At 52.0% G+C, this 17,523-nt stretch carries 20 protein-coding genes and 1 pseudogene; 7 read left to right on the top strand and 14 right to left on the bottom strand.

Annotated elements, in window-relative coordinates; genetic code table 11:
• Positions 1–180: 180 nt before the first annotated feature.
• Complete coding sequence (locus ACF8O8_RS23890; RefSeq protein WP_196169268.1) at positions 181–1,812, top strand: NAD+ synthase; 1,632 nt, start codon at positions 181–183, stop codon at positions 1,810–1,812.
• Between the two features lie 69 nt (positions 1,813–1,881).
• Here the strand turns inward: ACF8O8_RS23890 and ACF8O8_RS23885 are convergent, their stop codons facing one another.
• The 3 genes from ACF8O8_RS23885 to ACF8O8_RS23875 are packed head-to-tail and all read right to left on the bottom strand — an operon-like array spanning position 1,882 to position 4,387.
• Complete coding sequence (locus tag ACF8O8_RS23885; protein WP_392510593.1) at positions 1,882–3,573, bottom strand: DUF2326 domain-containing protein; 1,692 nt, start codon at positions 3,571–3,573, stop codon at positions 1,882–1,884.
• Positions 3,564–3,800, bottom strand: a complete 237-nt coding sequence (locus ACF8O8_RS23880; RefSeq protein WP_196169266.1) for an ABC-three component system middle component 6 — start codon at positions 3,798–3,800, stop codon at positions 3,564–3,566. The genes ACF8O8_RS23885 and ACF8O8_RS23880 overlap by 10 nt, the downstream gene beginning before the upstream one ends.
• Positions 3,797–4,387 (bottom strand): hypothetical protein, encoded by a 591-nt coding sequence (locus ACF8O8_RS23875; protein WP_392510592.1) that lies wholly within the window; start codon positions 4,385–4,387, stop codon positions 3,797–3,799. The genes ACF8O8_RS23880 and ACF8O8_RS23875 overlap by 4 nt, the downstream gene beginning before the upstream one ends.
• Before the next feature lie 727 nt (positions 4,388–5,114).
• Here ACF8O8_RS23875 and ACF8O8_RS23870 point away from each other — a divergent pair.
• A complete protein-coding gene (locus ACF8O8_RS23870; protein ID WP_196169264.1) occupies positions 5,115–5,309 on the top strand; it encodes a hypothetical protein in 195 nt (64 codons plus the stop codon).
• A 1-nt stretch (position 5,310) separates the two neighbouring features.
• Here the strand turns inward: ACF8O8_RS23870 and ACF8O8_RS23865 are convergent, their stop codons facing one another.
• The 3 genes from ACF8O8_RS23865 to ACF8O8_RS23855 all read right to left on the bottom strand — a co-directional run bounded on the left by ACF8O8_RS23865 (position 5,311) and on the right by ACF8O8_RS23855 (position 8,172).
• A complete protein-coding gene (locus ACF8O8_RS23865; protein ID WP_196169263.1) occupies positions 5,311–6,129 on the bottom strand; it encodes a hypothetical protein in 819 nt (272 codons plus the stop codon).
• Between the two features lie 415 nt (positions 6,130–6,544).
• Entirely contained in the window at positions 6,545–7,348 is an 804-nt protein-coding gene (locus ACF8O8_RS23860; protein ID WP_392510591.1) for a hypothetical protein, read from the bottom strand.
• On the bottom strand, positions 7,348–8,172 hold the full coding sequence (locus tag ACF8O8_RS23855; protein WP_392510590.1) for an ion channel: 825 nt from the start codon (positions 8,170–8,172) through the stop codon (positions 7,348–7,350). Before ACF8O8_RS23855 ends, ACF8O8_RS23860 begins: the two co-directional genes overlap by 1 nt.
• A 320-nt stretch (positions 8,173–8,492) precedes the next feature.
• Between ACF8O8_RS23855 and ACF8O8_RS23850 the strand changes: the two genes are divergently transcribed.
• Positions 8,493–8,693: a type II toxin-antitoxin system Phd/YefM family antitoxin gene (locus ACF8O8_RS23850; protein WP_328327231.1), complete on the top strand. Its 201-nt coding sequence runs from the start codon at positions 8,493–8,495 to the stop codon at positions 8,691–8,693.
• Between the two features lie 435 nt (positions 8,694–9,128).
• On the opposite strand, the gene ACF8O8_RS23845 is transcribed toward ACF8O8_RS23850, so the two are convergent.
• The 3 genes from ACF8O8_RS23845 to ACF8O8_RS23835 are packed head-to-tail and all read right to left on the bottom strand — an operon-like array spanning position 9,129 to position 10,117.
• Positions 9,129–9,338 carry a hypothetical protein gene (locus tag ACF8O8_RS23845; protein ID WP_196169258.1) on the bottom strand — a complete coding sequence of 70 codons (210 nt, stop codon included), beginning with the start codon at positions 9,336–9,338 and terminating at the stop codon, positions 9,129–9,131.
• Positions 9,335–9,724 (bottom strand): hypothetical protein, encoded by a 390-nt coding sequence (locus ACF8O8_RS23840; protein WP_196169257.1) that lies wholly within the window; start codon positions 9,722–9,724, stop codon positions 9,335–9,337. The genes ACF8O8_RS23845 and ACF8O8_RS23840 overlap by 4 nt, the downstream gene beginning before the upstream one ends.
• Positions 9,725–9,751: 27 nt before the next feature.
• Positions 9,752–10,117 (bottom strand): hypothetical protein, encoded by a 366-nt coding sequence (locus tag ACF8O8_RS23835; RefSeq protein WP_392510589.1) that lies wholly within the window; start codon positions 10,115–10,117, stop codon positions 9,752–9,754.
• A 17-nt stretch (positions 10,118–10,134) separates the two neighbouring features.
• On the opposite strand from ACF8O8_RS23835, the gene ACF8O8_RS23830 reads away from it, so the two are divergent.
• Positions 10,135–10,584, top strand: coding sequence for a 3'-5' exoribonuclease (locus ACF8O8_RS23830; RefSeq protein WP_196169255.1), 450 nt, complete (start codon positions 10,135–10,137; stop codon positions 10,582–10,584).
• Here the strand turns inward: ACF8O8_RS23830 and ACF8O8_RS23825 are convergent.
• Positions 10,574–10,876, bottom strand: a complete 303-nt coding sequence (locus tag ACF8O8_RS23825) for a nucleotidyltransferase family protein (RefSeq protein ID WP_392510588.1) — start codon at positions 10,874–10,876, stop codon at positions 10,574–10,576. The genes ACF8O8_RS23830 and ACF8O8_RS23825 overlap by 11 nt on opposite strands.
• A gap of 140 nt (positions 10,877–11,016) precedes the next feature.
• Between ACF8O8_RS23825 and ACF8O8_RS23820 the strand changes: the two genes are divergently transcribed.
• A complete protein-coding gene (locus ACF8O8_RS23820; RefSeq protein WP_196169253.1) occupies positions 11,017–11,484 on the top strand; it encodes a GNAT family N-acetyltransferase in 468 nt (155 codons plus the stop codon).
• 26 nt (positions 11,485–11,510) lie between these two features.
• On the opposite strand, the gene ACF8O8_RS23815 is transcribed toward ACF8O8_RS23820, so the two are convergent.
• A complete protein-coding gene (locus ACF8O8_RS23815; protein ID WP_196169252.1) occupies positions 11,511–11,720 on the bottom strand; it encodes a hypothetical protein in 210 nt (69 codons plus the stop codon).
• Positions 11,721–11,807: 87 nt separating this feature from the next.
• Between ACF8O8_RS23815 and ACF8O8_RS23810 the strand changes: the two are divergent.
• A pseudogene (locus ACF8O8_RS23810) lies at positions 11,808–12,414 on the top strand (histidine phosphatase family protein).
• Between the two features lie 288 nt (positions 12,415–12,702).
• Here ACF8O8_RS23810 and ACF8O8_RS23805 read toward each other — a convergent pair.
• The 3 genes from ACF8O8_RS23805 to doeB form a co-directional block, all read right to left on the bottom strand.
• Positions 12,703–14,094: an aspartate aminotransferase family protein gene (locus ACF8O8_RS23805; RefSeq protein ID WP_392510587.1), complete on the bottom strand. Its 1,392-nt coding sequence runs from the start codon at positions 14,092–14,094 to the stop codon at positions 12,703–12,705.
• Positions 14,095–14,115: 21 nt separating this feature from the next.
• Entirely contained in the window at positions 14,116–15,588 is a 1,473-nt protein-coding gene (locus tag ACF8O8_RS23800) for an NAD-dependent succinate-semialdehyde dehydrogenase (RefSeq protein WP_392510586.1), read from the bottom strand.
• A gap of 260 nt (positions 15,589–15,848) precedes the next feature.
• Positions 15,849–16,844, bottom strand: a complete 996-nt coding sequence (gene doeB, locus ACF8O8_RS23795) for a N(2)-acetyl-L-2,4-diaminobutanoate deacetylase DoeB (protein ID WP_049276643.1) — start codon at positions 16,842–16,844, stop codon at positions 15,849–15,851.
• 202 nt (positions 16,845–17,046) lie between these two features.
• Between doeB and ACF8O8_RS23790 the strand changes: the two genes are divergently transcribed.
• Positions 17,047–17,514 carry an Lrp/AsnC family transcriptional regulator gene (locus tag ACF8O8_RS23790; RefSeq protein WP_185280041.1) on the top strand — a complete coding sequence of 156 codons (468 nt, stop codon included), beginning with the start codon at positions 17,047–17,049 and terminating at the stop codon, positions 17,512–17,514.
• Positions 17,515–17,523 lie beyond the last annotated feature (9 nt).

The following is a 17,523-nucleotide window of genomic DNA, read 5'->3' as shown; positions in this document are numbered from 1 at the left end:
AGTTCGCAAGATGCCCGCGACCTCCGGGCAGTCCTGACCCAGGTTCAATGAGCCGTAATGGCTAGCAGTAATCCGATAGCCCCGCGCACAGCATGGAGCTTCAGATGTGCTTCTTTGATCGCAGATGTCAGGACAGTGTTGCATCTTGCCGATCTCGATCTAGGCATTTCTGGAGGAACCATGGAGCAACGTTTGAGAGTGGTAATGGCCCAGCTGAACATCCGAGTCGGGGATGTATACGGCAACGTTGAGAAGGTCATCGAAGCCGCTCATAAGGCCCGCGACGACCTCAAAGCCCAGGTCATCGTGTTTCCAGAGCTGACCCTTTGTGGCTACCCACCAGAGGATCTGCTCCTTCGCTCCAGCATGCAGAGCCGGATCGAAAAAGCCCTGCAGCATATCAAGGACGCTGTTCAAGGCATCGTCACTGTAATCGGCTTCCCTTGGGTCGAGGATGGAGCGCGCTACAACAGCTGCGCCGTGATCTCGGACGGTGAGGAACTCGCCCGCTACAACAAGCAGCGCCTGCCCAACTACCGTGTATTCGATGAGAAACGATACTTTGAGCCAGGCAGCGGCCCTTGTGTGGTCAATCTGTTCGACGTGCCAGTCGGTATCACCATCTGTGAAGACATCTGGTTCTCCGAGCCTCTTAAGCAGGCTAGTGATGCCGGCGCCCAGATCATGCTGACCCTTAACGCGTCGCCGTTCCATCGCGGGAAGCAGGCTGAGCGTGAAGAGCTCCTGGCGAAGCGTGCCAGCGAATGTTCCATGCCCATGGTCTACGTGAACCAGGTCGGTGGCCAAGACGAGCTAGTGTTTGACGGCAATAGCTTTGTGGTGGATGGCGGCGGAAAGGTCACCCAGCGCGCTCCTGCTTTTGAGGAAGGACTCTTCGTCGCGGACTTCGAGGTCAAAGACGGTGCTTTGGTGCCGGTGCCTGCTCAGGCTTCCGAGCTTCTCAGCTTGGAAGCTAGCGTCTACCAGGCTCTGGTAGCTGGGGTTAAGGACTATGTGCAGCGTAATGGCTTCAAAGGCGTCGTGCTGGGCCTTTCGGGTGGTATCGACTCCGCGCTGGTGCTCGCTGTTGCTGTGGATGCCCTTGGCGCGGAAAACGTCGAAGCTGTGATGATGCCGTACCACTACACGGCCCAGATGAGCCAGGACGACGCGAAAGAGGAAGCCGACATCCTGGGCGTGAAGTACAGCGTCCTGCCCATCGCATCCATGGTAGAAGCCTTCCTGACCACGCTTGCACCAATGTTCGAAGGCTTGGGTAAGGACACCACCGAGGAGAACCTCCAGGCCCGGTGTCGCGGCACCATGCTCATGGCGATTTCTAACAAGAAGCGGTATCTCGTCCTCACGACTGGCAACAAGAGTGAGATGGCGGTCGGCTATGCAACCTTGTATGGCGATATGGCGGGTGGCTATGACGTCTTGAAGGACGTACCAAAGACCTTGGTATTCCGCCTCTGTGAATACCGCAACACCCTGGGCTACGTCATTCCGCAGCGCGTCATTGATCGTCCACCTTCTGCAGAGCTTGCTCCTGACCAGAAGGACGAGGATTCCTTGCCTCCATACCCAGTCCTCGATGAGATCCTTCGCTTGTACATCGAGCAGGACTTGTCTGCCGATGCCATCACCGAGAAGGGCTTCGATCAGGAGGTTGTGAGGAAGGTAATTCGCTTGGTCGACCTGAACGAATACAAGCGGCGCCAGGCGGCTGTGGGCCCGCGTGTCACCGAGCGTGGCTTCGGTCGTGACCGGCGTTACCCAATCACTTCTGGCTGGAGCATCGGAGATTGATGCCTTAGTCAGCTGACTGGGTATGCTAGGGGCGCCTTTGCGCCCCTTTTTCTCGTCGGTTCAGTGTAATTAAATCTTGAAGAATTTTTCGTCTTTAGCGAGTCGAAGAACGGTATTCTCTTGAATGAATTTTTTGTCAAAACCATCAAGTTTGTCATTCAATATGGCAGCGATGGTTTGAATTTTTTTCTCATTGGCAAAGCTGAAGAGTTTGATGAGCTTGTCCTCATCAACCACTTCTAGATAGTCCTGGACGGTGAAGGCAAGCAGCTTTGATTTGTACTTATTAACGAAGTACACGTAGGCCATGTCAAAAGCCATTGCTGCAGCCCGTGGAACACCGTCGCCAGTATTTTTTTCTTCGTTCACGATTGTGAAGTCCGCTTTGCCATTATGGCTGGCGGTAACTAGCAATTCGTTATGGTGTTTTATGAAAAGCCTTCCCGTGATGTCGGTGTATGCTTCATTGAAAATTTCAAGCTTGGTATGCAGATCTGAATAGTACACAGCAATAGTTCGTCTCACGTCTTCAACTGTGCTTTTCAGTTCTGCAATTCTGTTGGTAGAGATCTCTATTTCACTTGTGACGTATGCAAGCCGCCCCTTGGCCTCGCGCAAGTCTTGCAGTTGTTTCTCCGCCAAAATCAAACCGCTGAAGTGGCTATCCCTAGAAAGATCTTTAACTATTGATTTTTCGTCAATCAGCCGTTGAGCCAGGCTGCTTCTTAGGGACTCAAGTTCATCGGCGGTATCAGCAGAAAGCTCTTCAACATAGGCTGCCTTACGGCTCATTATTGAGTTGTGAAATTCAATGGTCTCTTCTAGGGTCTTGCTAAGGTTTGGCACTAAAGATTTAGCTTCATTGTATAGGGCGGTTATCTCTCCTACATTAATCTCTACTGAATTGTCTCTGTATCGTTCAATGGTTTTGTTGTTGTAGTAGAGTTTGGTTTCCAGGTTGACAATTCGAGATGTTAGTGCGGCTACACTTCTGCGTGATTCGCGGAGTTCGGCAATGGCATAGTTTTGAGAGTCAAGGAGATCATATTCGTCCTCCTTTGATTGCAAGTCGGCTATCTTGTGTTCGATTGTTTTGATTTCTTCAAGTCGGAACTCAAGTTCGGCTCCGTCAAGGAGAGTCTTGATCCGGCTTTCCTCAATCTGAATATGTTGCTCAATCAAATTTATTTGACGGACGGAGTCGATGAATTCGAAATCAAAAAGGTATGCGTAGATTAAGTCGTATTCGTTGTTGCTCGTAAATACGTTCAAATACTTTAGCGAGTTGTTGCTTGTCGGCCTGTTGATTCTGAAAAACTTGCTGCGAATTGATCCGAATTTTGGTTGTTCTCTTGTGTAACCGAACAACCGTGGCAGATCTCTGTCGAAAGAGGCGCCATTCTTGTACCCAATACCATCAATGGTGCTGGAAACTGCGATGGTCTCGCGCGCACCAATCTTTTTTGATAATACTCGAGTAATAGTGTGCTTAATGGAAGAAATGTTTAGGACTAACTCAAACCTCACGTCCCCTTTGGTAAGGAATTCTTTTACCTTTTCGTTGATCTTGTTGTTGTCAGGGTCTTTCCATAGAGGATCAGGTTTGCTGCCTAAGCAAAACGCGAGGGCGCGCAGTGACGTACTTTTACCGATCTGGTTTCCGGTTTCGCCCAGGTTGGTAATTATATTCATTCCTTCCTTGAATGAAATGGTACGTATTTCTTCGCTTCCATCAAATACAGATAACTTAATCAGTTGCATAAAGAAATATCACCTTGCTTCGTCAGCTCTACGCATCCAGTGATGTAAAGCCAGTCGAGCGCGTACAGAATGTAAGCAAAAGAAACACGCTCAAATTTTTCTTGGTATCTTTCAAATAGCGCCAGGGGGCTCATGGCGCCAAGGTCGCTAGATTTCAAAACCATAAGTATCCGACCGCCAATAATGTAAAGGCTTTTGAGCGGGGAACTGGTGTTCTGAATAATCATTGTGGTGGCTCCAAAATCTTGCAGTTAATGAAGCCGTAGCAAACAATCAGCTGTCTGGCCCATTCGACCAGTTCGGATGGTATTCCGTGAAAGCCTGTCTTGATATCTACAATGAGCTCGGATACTTTCAAGATAAGTTCGTCCGAGCCTAGCCGGACTACACTAAGCCTTTGTTCATCTGTAGCAGGCTTCTCTGTCTGGCGCATAAATAGTTCGCGCCTCGCAATTTTGTACTTCTGATTAATGGCGTAGAGAAATCGCTTCTGTGCGCCAGGCTCTTCGTTATCAATAGTTAAAATCAGACTTTCAATGAGCTCCATGTAGCCCACATTGTCGATTATAATTTCTGAGTAAACCGTGACATTGTTGTGCTCGATTTTTTCATCAACGCCACGATAATCAATTTCGACGTCGGCGATCTCATCATACGGAGTATGGCTTGATACGATTTTTATCAAAAGCGGATTTAGTAGGGAGGAGATAGCCGCTGGGGATGCAGCTACTGTGACACCCCCGCTTCCCGTGCTGACAACTGTTAATCCACCGTTCGTTGCCTGAGCGTCAATATTCGGCGTGAATAGGCTCATGGCTTATGCACAGTTACACTGCCGCGACCTGTGGATACAACAGTGGTAGAACTATTGTCCGACGAAGCTGAAATCGCCGGTTTTCTACTGAACGCTTGCAGCGCCACCAATAGAGTAAAGCAGAACACGCAACTTCCAAGGGAGTACAAGAACAGCTTGTAGATGGATTCGCTTGGCAGGCCCTTGAGTAAGTCGGAATTGAACCAGCCGGCGTACATAGAGTAGAACATGGCCGCCCCTAGGGCTGTGAATGTTCCCCCTGCGCCTACGATAACCTTCAAGAAGCCGAACATTCCTTTCTCCATGGTAGTCGGTCACTCGGCAGTGAGTGCCAGCAGCGTGATATTACAGATTTCGCTTACGGCTCCACAAGGGCGCTCCTGCCGCGAACCCTCGGATTAGGTGGGATGATGCAGCTTTTGAGGCCACGGCCTGCGTGCGTGGCTATCAGGCCTCGGAACCCTTCCTGAGGGCTGCATCGAGGTTCAGCAGAGCAGGGGGCGGCTCGAGCCAAGGGCTCCCGTTCGCTTTACCAGGGGAGCGAGTGGCAGCATAGGTGGGGCTCACCACATCGCGCTGCTGACGAGATGGAGCACCTGGCCTATGGATTTTCCGGCGAGCTCACTTAAAGCCGAGCGCAATCGTCTACAGCAGCTACACTGCATTGTTAGATTCGGCTTACATAGCCACTGGGTGACGTAACCCATTACCAATCACGGGGTGTAATATGCGCGAACGTCTTGTTAATCAAATGATTGCCCATCTCAAATTCGAAATCAATTTCTTGCAGGCTGAAGCCTTGTCGGCTAGCTCCGCTCGTGATAATGAACGATGCCGTAAGGCTCTGCGTTTGCAAACAAATGCGATTGAGTATTTGATCAAAGCAGTTGATGCTAAGCGTAGAATTGCAATGCAACGTTGAATCAGTAGGGCGCAAGCATGCGGCGACCAGCCTTATTGAGACAGCAGATATTGTTGGCTACGAAAAAATTCATTAGCACTGCCGAGAGGTACTTCCAGTTCTCGGCGACGTCCCCACGAAAGAAACCTGCGTTGTGCATTCGCCATTCAGCAACGGTGCGGACGCTCCCGAAAAAATCGGCAGACTTATTAGCGTTAAGGTGAATTTCACCAAAATCTACCCCCGGGTGGTCATATAGCAGCCCTTGTGCTATGGCAATGATGAGCGGGGCATCTATCTCCGCCCGCGCCGTAGGAAGGGGTGTAAGGTATTCAGTAAGCAGCCTACCTAGATAATCGAAAGACTCCTCACTAAGTAGGTGCATTATAGAGGCGAAATCTACATGCACGAAACCATTCGGATCCGAGGTTTGGAACAGCGACTGGTAATGTAGGAAGCGGCATTTAGTAGGCTCGCGCTCTTGATATTTTTCATTGCATTCAGCTTGAGACATACTTAGAGCTAAGTTGGCTTGCTTTTCTTCCAGAAAGCCAGCAATAACAAAGTCTTGAAGTAACTGCCAAGTGAAGAACTTTGTATCATCTTCAGTGAGTTTTAGCACTTTATGTAGGAAGCCTCTATATCCTGCGTAGTCGTCAAGGCACATAGTATGTGGGTGGAGGCCAGTAAGGGTCATATATGCATCAAACATTTGCAAGGCTTGAAGCATGTTTCGTTTGATATTGATATCGTCGGAATGTTGAAGAATGGGAAGATTTTTCACTACCTCTGTTTGAATGCTGAAAAAACCCCGTAGTTGAATTCCGCCCAGAGTCAACATGGCTGCTACCTATGGTTGAGTAAAAATCTCAGTGTAGGCCGGCCATTGGTGTAACGCGAAAACCTGATCTTGAGTGTTACAAGTCAGCGCCTCTCGTAATGTCCCCATTTGGGAACATTATGAGGATAAATGGCTATAATGTTCCCAAATTGGAGCATTATATCGAGCGTTTTATTTTGCTTTTTTCGGCTTCGGGGTACGGCTGCCGTGAACCGAGCCCCATCAGAGTCAGGTTTCGGCCCGAGACCTTCCATCCTAAAGCCTACGGCCCGCCCTAGGCCTGCGCGCTCCGTTTGCAATTCTTTCCTAGACGATCAACCTAGGCCGGTTGCCGGTTACGTTAAGCGCCGAAATGTAGAATTTGATCTCATGGCAGATACTTTGAGATCGGGCGTAAGAAACTTCTAACCTGCTATCAATTAGAATGATCATCAACTATGCAGGCCATCTCTTTTTTTAGTGAGTTTTTGAAGTAATTATGATGGCGCATTTTCTTCATGAACTCTGGAGAATGATGCTCGTTGTTCAAGATGGCTCGTTCGATGAGCCGCTCATCCCAATAATCAAATTTCCAGGCCCTATGCCAATCCGTCAACCCCCCGCATGAAAAATGCACTTCATATTGGATGATTGCCTGGCAAGCCCTTTCTACATCTTTGAGAGGCGGCAACGTGTCGATGGAAGCGCAGGATCTTCGATAGCTGTACTTACCCTCTCTCACTAAAAGTATTGTGTTGATGTCTGATTGAGATAGTCCAAAAATTTGCAGCGCTTGTAGCAGCCCGAAAGCATAATGACCTCTTATTGCATTGGCACTGTAAATGCAATTCCTCAAGGCAACATAAAGTGAGTCAAGCAACCATAGGTAACCCTCTTGGCTTGGAGGATACCAAGAGATTTCCCGCACAAAGCTAATAGCCCCTTGTAGAGTTTCCTCGATCAATTCAGGGGCTGGGCGAAATCCTCTTATTTCATTTAGGAGGGAAATGTCGCCCTCTAGACATACACCATCGATATCAAGATGTACGAGGAACAAAGATCCTTTTTGCTTCATTCTATGAAGCGCGCTCACCGAATAGAACATTACTTGGTCATAGGCGGCATTTATGGCGCTTAAGTCGGGAAACTGATCGCGCCAAATGCATACTACATCGCGATCACTATTCGAGTTCGTATCTCCCCTGGCCGAGGAGCCGCATTCCATGACCAAATATGCCACTATTTTACAATCCTTTTTACTGCAATTGCTGTCACTATCGCACACCAAATGACGGACGTCATTATGAAAAACATTGTCAGTGCGAGCGGAGCCCAATGCATCTCAGGTTTTATGTCACCATATCCCACTGTGGTAAATGATACTACTGCGAAGTAAAGTGCTTCTAAGTATCCTTTTTGATCCACTAAGTGTCCGTCTATTAACCAGGCAAATAATAGAATGCCGAAAGCGGTAAACAGCGTGGCGTTAATTATTCCGTAGCCGCTACCTAGCAAGATGTTGTAACCTTGAGAGAATACAAAACTACCGTACTTTTTCTTTTTTCCGAATAAGTATTCGTATCTTTTGTAAAGGAGGAATTTTTTATCTGCCTCCATTGCAAATATATCTTGATGCATATCCTTTGAGTTTCTGTATAAAGCTTGGAATAAGCCTACATTGATGTTGGCGAAGTGGCGGCGCCAATACCAGTCGAACTTGAAGGATTTCGGGTCTATATAAGTGTCTTCGAAGTTTGGCTTGTAGAATAGTGAGTTAATGAAGGTGCACTTGTGGAATTCACTACTTTTGAATTTTGAGCCATTAAACTCACAGTTGACAAATTTGCAACCGTAGAAGTTCATTTGCCCGATTTCTTGGTGATTAAAAACACACCTTTCAAAGGTGATATTCTTTATGCGCGAAATCCGCACATCTGGCCGATTCACTCCGAACTCAACACGTTTCAGCACCACTGATTGCCTGGGGCCAGGTATCTTACCCGAATCAAGATCATAAATATTGATGTTCTCAACTGGCTCTTTTATTCTTGGGAATTCACGCATTATTTATCTCTGAGACATCGTTTTTAGCCAATACTGGCACCTTGCACCTAACCCCGCACCACCTCGAATGATGGAAGCGTCGTCTAGACCGGTTCACTTTGACGAGGAGCTGCGTTTATAACATACACCTTACCGCTTCTTACCAGCATTTCGTCCCGGATCAACATGAGATAATCCAGATAGCAGAAGGCTTACTGCGATTCCATTTCTTAACCAAGAATTGACCTCGCCAGCACTGCACCAAGCTATTCATTCTTTCGGCGGGTTATGCTATCCACTAGGATAGTCCCAGCCAGAGAAGTGACCAGCTCAATCCACGAATGGCCCGATCAGTAATGGCTAACGGACTTATGCGTCAACTCTCGAATCAGGCTGGGAGGATCAGAATGCAAGTGATCAGCGCGACCCAGGCAAGGCGGCGTTTCCGAAGGATCATGAAGCTTCTGCAGGAGGGGCACTCGTTCGTGATCACCAAGAACGGTAAGCCGGCCTGCAAGCTAGTACCACCTGAGGTGCCATGACATCCGCACGGTGTGCTGAAAAATCCGCAAAGAAATCCGAGAAAACTGGGAGACTTCTTCGCTGTAAGCCAGGCGCTACGATGGCTCCAGGGATTTTTTGAATCCACAAATTTGCTGGCTCGGCCCTGCGGGCACAGCTGTCGTGAACCAAACCCTGTCTGCGCCCGGTTTTGGCCCTACGGGCTTCCATCCTCTCGCCTCTCGCCTCTCGCCTCTCGCCTCTGGCCCTTTGGGCCGGCGCGCTCCACTTGCAGCCATGGCCATGTCCGATCTGCTCTCGAAATCGACCTGCTCCTTAGTACCCACTGAGACCCGTGAGATGCCTGGACTGCGCCTACGCACCACCACATTGGGCTACATGGCCAAGGACGTGGGCGAGATCAAGCCGACACTCCACTGAACAAAACCGGCGCGCCTGGAGATCACTGCCATCTATCAGTGGACTGACTGCCCAAGCGTGCCAGCCTTGTGCAACTGGTAGTCGATGACGGTTTGATACAGGTGATCAGCCTCGAGGCGGAGCCTTTCGATCTCCCCTGCTGGTCGCCCTTCATCCACCGCCTGCTGATGGGCCCGGATGGCTTGGAGAGCCTGCTGCAAGAGCGGCTCGCCGGCCTCTGCCATGCCCAGGATCGTTCTCTTCATCGCGACCTCTTACTGCGATGGGCGCTCAGGTGCTCAAGCTCCTGGTGCCACACGGCCACGAACTTCTCGAAGTCGCGCAGATAGGGCCCCTCTGCCAGGCGGGTAGATCCAACACTTGCCGCTTGGAAGCGCTGCAGCCATGGCTCGGGGATGCTGTCCTCGACGACCAGTTGAACGCCATTGTGGAGCTTCGTGGTGACGACATCGACGAGCACCTGGGCGAAGAGCTGATCACCGCCCACGACGCCCTGCAGGGCCTGGTCAACCTCGTCGAGTTCAGCCAGCACCTTTTCAGCGCGAGCGTCTCCAGGCTGTAGATCGGCAAGTGCCCACAGCGCTCTGCGCCTCGCGATCTCCAGGCTCCGCAGCCGATGATGAATCGTCACGTCATTTCTCCCAGCTGCAGGTGGACGTCACAGGCCAAGTTCGACTTCTAACTGCGATTCCCGCAAGGTGCGGGTGAGCTCGCCTCTCGGCAGTCTTGCCAGGATCCCATCGGCGAGGTCATTGGCATGCCGGGCGTACAACGTGACAACATCTGGTACAGGCACGCGATCTGGAACGAGGGCCCCGACTCGCACCTGGGCAATTTTCAGTATATTCACGACATCTGCGGGTAGCGTGTCGGTCGACAGGTGCTCGACGGTCGGCCTTGTGGGAGGGCTCGCATCGCCCCACAGATCTACAATCGTTTCCAACAGCTTTTCGGGGCCGAAATACGCCAAGGCGATTTCCCACAGGCAGCCTTCCTGGGACAGTTTCAGGCAGGCCCTAGTCATTGCAGAGGTTCCAACAGATGAGGCTCTTTCTCGATTGTGAGTTCACTCAGCTCACCGCGCAGGCAAAGCTGATCTCCCTGGCGTTGGTCGCCGAGGATCGCCAGGAATTCTACGTGGAAGTGATCGACGCGTGGCGAGAAGAAGACTGCAGTGATTTCGTGAAAGAGATCGTACTGCCGCAGCTGTGGGATGGTGAATACGCCATGCCGATCATCGAGGCCAGAGCGGCGCTCCTGCGGTTCCTGGCAACCTACGATGAAGAGCTCGAGATTGTCACTGACGCACCTGCCTACGATTGGGAGCTGTTTTGCGAGCTCGCTTATGAGGATGGGAAATGGCCCCAGAACGTGAGGAATTTCCCCACTGATGCCACGACCCTGACCGCGATGAACGATGGGGAAGAACTGCCTCACCATGCCCTGCTCGACGCCAGGATCATCGCAAGCATGTTCACAGCTACAGCGTAACCATCTCACGCTCGATGGATTGCCTGAGGTGTTCGGGCATGTTGTTGCAGACGTGGAAGTCGACTGGCACCCCCACCATGGCCTGGAGCTCATCCTCGAGCTCGGCGATGTCGAACAAGGAAATCTTGCCAGCCATTGCTGGAGGGATCGTGGCGAGCAGATCGAGATCACTCCCTTCGTAATCATCGCCTCGAGCGGCAGAGCCGAAAAATTTGGGCTCAACGAAGCTATAGCTCTCGATCAGGCGCCGGATGTCCGCTGCCTTTCCTCGTATCGCGTCAGTGGGCCTCATGCCTTACTCCTTGAACCACGGTCTGGCTGGTTGAGTGTACAGACCGATTCACCTAGTCAGGCGCTTGTCGATAATCGCTGCAGCTAGCTCCTAAAAGGCATCTACACTCGTTTTTCCAGCCCGCGACCGAGGTCAAAACGATGCCCACACTTCCTCCGACTGAGGCCAGTGACGAAGAATGGCGCGCCTTTGCCGAAGAGCGCTGTGAGGAGCTCAAGCCTCATGTGGCGGAGTTCATCCTGGAAAGGTTCACGTACAAGCCCAGGTATGTCCAACAACGCGTGTGGCGAACCTTCGCGACCGTGTCGGCCCTGAGCACGCAGTTCGACATCTACATCCGAATGTTCGTGAAGCCAAATGACTACTGGCCAAGGGAGTGCCTCGTCCTGGCTCGGATCGGCTTCACGAAGGAGCGTGTTGGACATGGGCGAGCGCTGGTGCAGCGCCTGGTGGAGCTAGCTCCCCAATTCGGCTATCGCTACCTAGCAATCGAGTCCGCCAATGCCAACGCATCAGCGTTCGCCGAAAGGCTGGGCTTCAGCCCACGCGACAATGGCCGTCACTGGATCGGTACGGTCGACGCCGTACAGCAAGCCTTGAATCGCTGATAGGTAGGGCGTGGTCAGCCAGAGGCTCAATGGTCTTTCTCTGCCGGCCCGCCAAGGGCTCGAAGCTGATAATCAGTGACGGCTTGAAAACGATGCTCGGCCATCAACCGCAGACGCTCCAGTTCCATCCCCTCGACTCCATCAGCCTCGGCCTGATGGTAGACCTTCAGCGCTTCCACAGCCTCGGTGTACACGTGGTGGTCGGGCATGAGCACCTTGCTCAGATCTCTTTTCACGATCTCTCCCTTTCGCCGTGGCTATCCCAGTCAATGCCATGCCAGCATTACGCAATCCAAGCAACGTGAGCCAGGGAAGGATAGCCCATGAAGAACGTCAGGCTGATACGCCACGGCGAGAGCGCCGCCAACGCTGGCGAGCCCACCAGGGATCACGCGAGCATACCTTTGACGGCAAAAGGCCCGTATCGTCGCTCAGTCGATCACCAGCGCCCCAGGCCTCATTCTGGCCTCACCGTTCCCTCGCGCCCAAGTAACCGCACTGGCTACCACGGCACTCTATCCTGGTGCTGTTTTCGAAACTTGGCCGATTCACGAATTCACCTACCTTGCGCCAGCACGCTGTGTAGATACGACGCTCGCACAGCGGCAGGGTTGGGTCGAGGTTAATTGGGAGCGATCAGACCCTGCCTTTTCTGATGGTGACGGTGCTGAGTCCTTCATCGACCTAGTGACCAGGGTTCGGGCATTTCTTAAGCGACTGGCAGAGCAGTCGGCCACTGATATCGTTGTGTTTTCGCATGGGCAGGTCATGAACACCGTGCGCTGGCTCCATGAGAAAAGGCCCCAACAGATGGACGGTCAAGCAATGCTGGATTGGCGTCAGTACGGGTTGGCGAATTACGTGCCAAATTGCCAGGGCTTTTCGATCAGCAAGGATTATTATGGAAAACCCTGGGAGCCGGTCGGTTAAGGATCATTGATGGATCACCTCAGAGGATTTTCTGTCGACTTTCTGTTAACTGGGCCTGCCCCGTGACAACCGACGAGAAGAAGCGATACTTACATCGCTCTCATGGAGGTTGGCAGGTACGGGTTTTAATTTCTGGGTATTGGACAAGTATTTGAACTGAGAGTACGTCCTCATGAGTTAATACGAGCGCCTTTGCTTCGATTGTGACTGCTCAAAAAAAAGCCCGCCTAACGGCGGGCTCAAAACGAAGAGGACAATTGGGCTGGCATGGTTGCCGACCTTGATGGTTCAGACCTTCAGCTCATCAAGCACGCTGAGCACAGCTTCGTGTGCGATGCTGATGATGCGATCAACTTCCTGCTCGGTCGTGACCAGGGGAGGAGCAAAGCCCAGGATCTCACCGTGAGGCATGGCACGAGCAATCAGGTTGCGATCACGGGCTGCTTTCGAAATCCGTGCACCAACCTTGAGGGCTGGGTCGAATCGCTTCTTGGTAGCTGGATCAGCTACGAATTCAATGGCGGCCATCATGCCTACACCGCGCACTTCGCCGACGATTGGTAGCGAGGAGAAGGTTTCCTGCATCGACTTTTGGAAATACTGACCAACCTTGTCGACGTGAGCTGGAATGTTTTCTCCCTCGACGATATCAAGTACCGCGTTTGCTGCCGCGACACCGATAGGGTGGCCGGAGTAGGTGTAACCGTGGGAGAACGCGCCTACACGATCAGCGCCTTCTTCCATCACCTTGTACACCTTTTCACCAACAATCGAAGCCGACAGCGGTGCGTAAGCAGAAGTCAGGCCTTTCGCTACGGTGATCAGGTCAGGCTCGATACCGTACTTGTCGCAGCCGAACATGGCACCAGTACGACCAAATCCGGTGATTACTTCGTCAGCGATCAGCAGGATGTCGTACTTTTTCAGCACCGGCTGAACAGCAGCCCAGTAGCCTTCTGGCGGAGGGGTAATACCACCGGTTCCGAGCACAGGCTCAGCAATGAATGCGCCGATAGTGTCTGGGCCTTCACGCAGGATGAGCTCTTCGAGTTCACGTGCACGCCGGGCAGAGAATTCCAGCTCAGTCTCACCTAGCTCGGCGCCCCAGTAGTAGTGAGGAGCACCAGTACGCAGGATGCCTGCAATCGGCAGATCCATGTGGTCATGGTAGAAGGACATGCCGGTCATGGAACCAGAAACTACCGAGCAACCGTGATAGCCGCGCTCACGAGCAATGATTTTCTTCTTGTTCGGCTTACCGCGCAGATTGTTGTAGTACCAGACCAGTTTGGCTTGGGTCTCGTTGGCATCCGAACCGGACATGCCGTAGAAGACCTTGCTCATTTTGCCCGGAGCCATCTTCACCAGGCGGTCAGACAGGCGAGCGAGCTCTTCCGTGGTGTGCGCAGCATAGGTGTGGTAGTACGCCAGCTTGTGGGCTTGCTTGGAGATCGCCTCGGCGACTTCGGTACGGCCATAGCCGACGTTCATGCAGTACAGGCCAGCGAAGCCATCGATGTACTCACGCCCAGTCGCGTCGGTGATAGTGATCCCTTTCGCGGTTTCGATGATTGTTGGATCACCTGCCTTGCCAGAGGCAAAGTCTTTCAGCTGGGTGAACGGGTGGAGCACTGCACCGCGATCTTGTTGGGAGATCAAATCTTGCTTTTGCTTATCCATTTTTCAATCCTCTTGTGATTTTTACAGACCGCCGATGCAGACGTATTTCAGTTCCATGTACTCAGCCAAACCGTGCTTCGAGCCTTCACGGCCCAAGCCCGATTGCTTCCAGCCGCCAAACGGGATTGGTGCGCCGGTGAACTTCGGAGTGTTGAGTGCGACCATGCCGTACTCGAGTCGATCAGATACTCGGCAGGCACGACGAAGGTCGTTGGTGTACACGTAGGCAGCGAGGCCGAACTCGGTGTTGTTGGCCCTGGTCACTACTTCATCTTCGGAATCGAAGGGCAAGATTGCCGCCACGGGGCCGAAGGTCTCTTCGAAAGCGATGTCCATTTTGTCCGTGACGTCAGCCAGAACAGTCGGGAGGACGAAGCTGCTACCCAGGTGATTGTCGATACCGCCGCAGGTGAGTTTTGCACCCAGCGAGAGTGCATTCGAAATCTGCTCGCGGCACTTGTTGGCAACCGTTACCCTGGTCATTGGGCCGATATCAACGCCTTCTTCGAGGCCATGACCAACGCGTAACTTCTCGGTGGCCTTGGTGAATTCCTCTACGAATTGCCCGTAGATATTGCGATGCACATAGATGCGATTCGCGCCCAGGCAATCTTGACCAGAGGTTGCGAACTTGGCGCCAATGCACCCTTCGACGGCCTCTGCGATTGAGGCATCATCGAACACAATGAATGGAGCATGGCCACCCAGTTCAAGGGATACTTTCTTGACCGTGTCCGCAGACTGGCGCAGCAAAATTCGACCAACTTCTGTCGAGCCGGTGAAGCTGAACGCACGGACTGCGGAGGCGGCCAAGAGACGAGCCGACATCTTCGGTGCATCCCCGGTCAGCACTTGGAACACACCACCAGGAATACCAGCTTCTTCAGCCAACCGGGCGAGAGCCAGGGCAGACAGCGGAGTTTCAGGCGCCGGCTTGACGATCATCGGGCATCCAGCCGCCAGTGCAGCAGCAGCCTTGCGGGTGATCATGGCGCTGGGGAAGTTCCAGGGCGTGATGGCCACGGTTACACCAATCGGCTGCAGCTTAGTGACCAACTGGCTGTTCGGGATATGACTTGGAATTGTCTCGCCGTAGCAACGCTCACCCTCTGCCGCAAACCACTCGACAAAGTTCGCGCCGTAATTGATCTCTCCGCGTGATTCGCTGAGCGGCTTACCTTGCTCGCAGGTCATGATGACCGCCAAGTCTTCTTGGTTCTCACGCATCAGTGCTGCCCATTTACGAAGGACTGCACTACGCTGTGCCGGCAAGGTGTTCCGCCAACCATCGAAGGCACGCGAAGCGGCTTCGACGGCCAGATCTACCCAGGACTCGTCGCAATGGGCTACCTGCGCGATCACCTGGTCATTCGCTGGATCAGTGACGTCGAGCGAGCCCTCGCCAGTAACCCAGCGCCCATCAATGTAGGCCCGAGTCTCAAGCAGGTCATTACGACGAAGCTTATTGAGGGCGGAGGGCGCAAGATCTTTCATTTTTATATGCCTCGAAGAGATAAAGCTGATGTTCGACGAGGATCATTCTATGTCTGGCTTGACGCTGAAAATGTGAGTAATTCAACCAGCGTACGCAGTAATGCTGTGATGTTTTCATGGTTACGCAGCTTTCCTGCGTCATTTCTCAGAGATGCGATTTCAGGTCTGTAGGTGCATATAAAATGGTTGGAGCAAAACCAATTCGGTGTAGAAAAACAAAAAAGGCTGCACTTGGCAGCCTTCTTGAAGGGGCAGATGTTTTAAGAAATTTTCTCAGCCAGAACTGCGATTGTGTCACCGCACTGCACGAGCCCCGGGAAGTGACGGCAGGCAAGAAGGCCGTCACGTTGGGCCTTGTATTCGGTAGGTGCCACACCTGTTCTTGTGACGTCGTACACCCGAGCAATCACATCGCCTTTTGAGACCTGATCGCCCAGATTGAAGCAGTATTCAATGAGCCCGGCATGCTCGCTTGCAATGAAGCAATTGTCGTCAGGCATATCCAGGAAGATGCTGTCCTGTGCAATATCAAGATCACCCATGACCGCCCCTGCATGAACCAGGAAATTTCGCACCCCGCGCTCTGCAATTTTAATAGTGGTGGCGCTGGCTGTACCCCCACCACCAAGCTCGGTTGTCACAAAGATCTTGCCAGCTTCTTCGACAGCCGTATCAAACATGCCCACGCTATCGATCTCCAGCATTTTCATGCTGTAGGGAGCCGCGAAAGCATCCATTGCCCGTTCGCCTTTCTGCTGTTGCAGCTTGTCCGGCAGAATATGAACAGCGGCAAATGGAATGAAATCCAGAGTCTTGCCGCCAGAGTGGATATCAAGGACGTAATCCGCCAATGGCAGCAAGTGTCGCTGGATATAGTCAGCGATTTTTTCCGTAACTGTCCCGTCAGCCTTACCTGGGAAGGTACGATTCAGGTTCCCGCGATCAATCGGAGAGGTTCTGGAGGCGTTTTTAAAAGCAGGATAGTTCATGAAGGGCAAAATAATGATCCGCCCTCTGACTGTTTCGATGTCCAATTGATTAGCTAGCTTGGTGAGTGCAATCGGGCCTTCATACTCGTCGCCATGATTGCCGCCAGTGAGGAGCACAGTCGGGCCGATCCCGTTTTTCATGACGGTGATAGGAATCATGATCGCGCCCCACGCAGAGTCATCACGTGAGTAAGGCAGCTTCAAGAACCCGTGCGACACCCCTTGTTGGTCGAAGTCGATAGTTGGCTTGATGGGACTAGGTTTCATTGCAAATTCCTTGTTTATTTGTCGTTCAAGTAGGCTAAGTCTCAGCGCAGCGGCTATGTCTCGACCCAACAGGTGTAACCAGTGCGTAGGGGTGATGCACTACTAGCATTGGCATTTAGCTTTGTTGGCTGACGTATCTGATGTACACTCAGCTAACGCAACTGACTCATTTTCATCAAGTATTAGTAGGGGTGAGAGACTCATGGAGCTTGATAGGATTGACTTACGAATTTTAAGTGCCTTGCAAGTCAACAACAGGCTCACCTCTGAAGAGCTTGGTGATTTGGTCGGTTTATCTTCCACGGCCTGCCAGCGCAGGCTTAAGCGCCTGCGCAGTGAAGGGGTCATCGAGAGCGACGTCTCCATCATCAACCCTAAAGCGGTTGGAAGACATGTCACCATGCTGGTGCTGGTCACTTTGGAACGAGAGCGCTCAGACATTATCGATACGTTCAAGCAGGCCATTAAAAATACTCCTGAGGTCATGAGCGGATCCTATGTCACGGGTGATGCTGACTTTGTACTCCTCGTAACCTCAAAGGATATGGAGGACTACGAAAACTTCACCCGAAGGTTCTTCTACGAAAACAATGACATCAAGAGTTTCAAAACAATGGTCGTGATGGATCGGGTAAAGGCCGGATTCACACTTCCAATTGATGATGCTTAGCACCTCTTG

Source organism: Pseudomonas sp. TYF_14, from assembly GCF_043105275.1.
GTDB classification, from domain to species: Bacteria; Pseudomonadota; Gammaproteobacteria; order Pseudomonadales; family Pseudomonadaceae; genus Aquipseudomonas; species Aquipseudomonas alloputida.
This window is presented reverse-complemented; position numbering and strand designations above follow the sequence as displayed.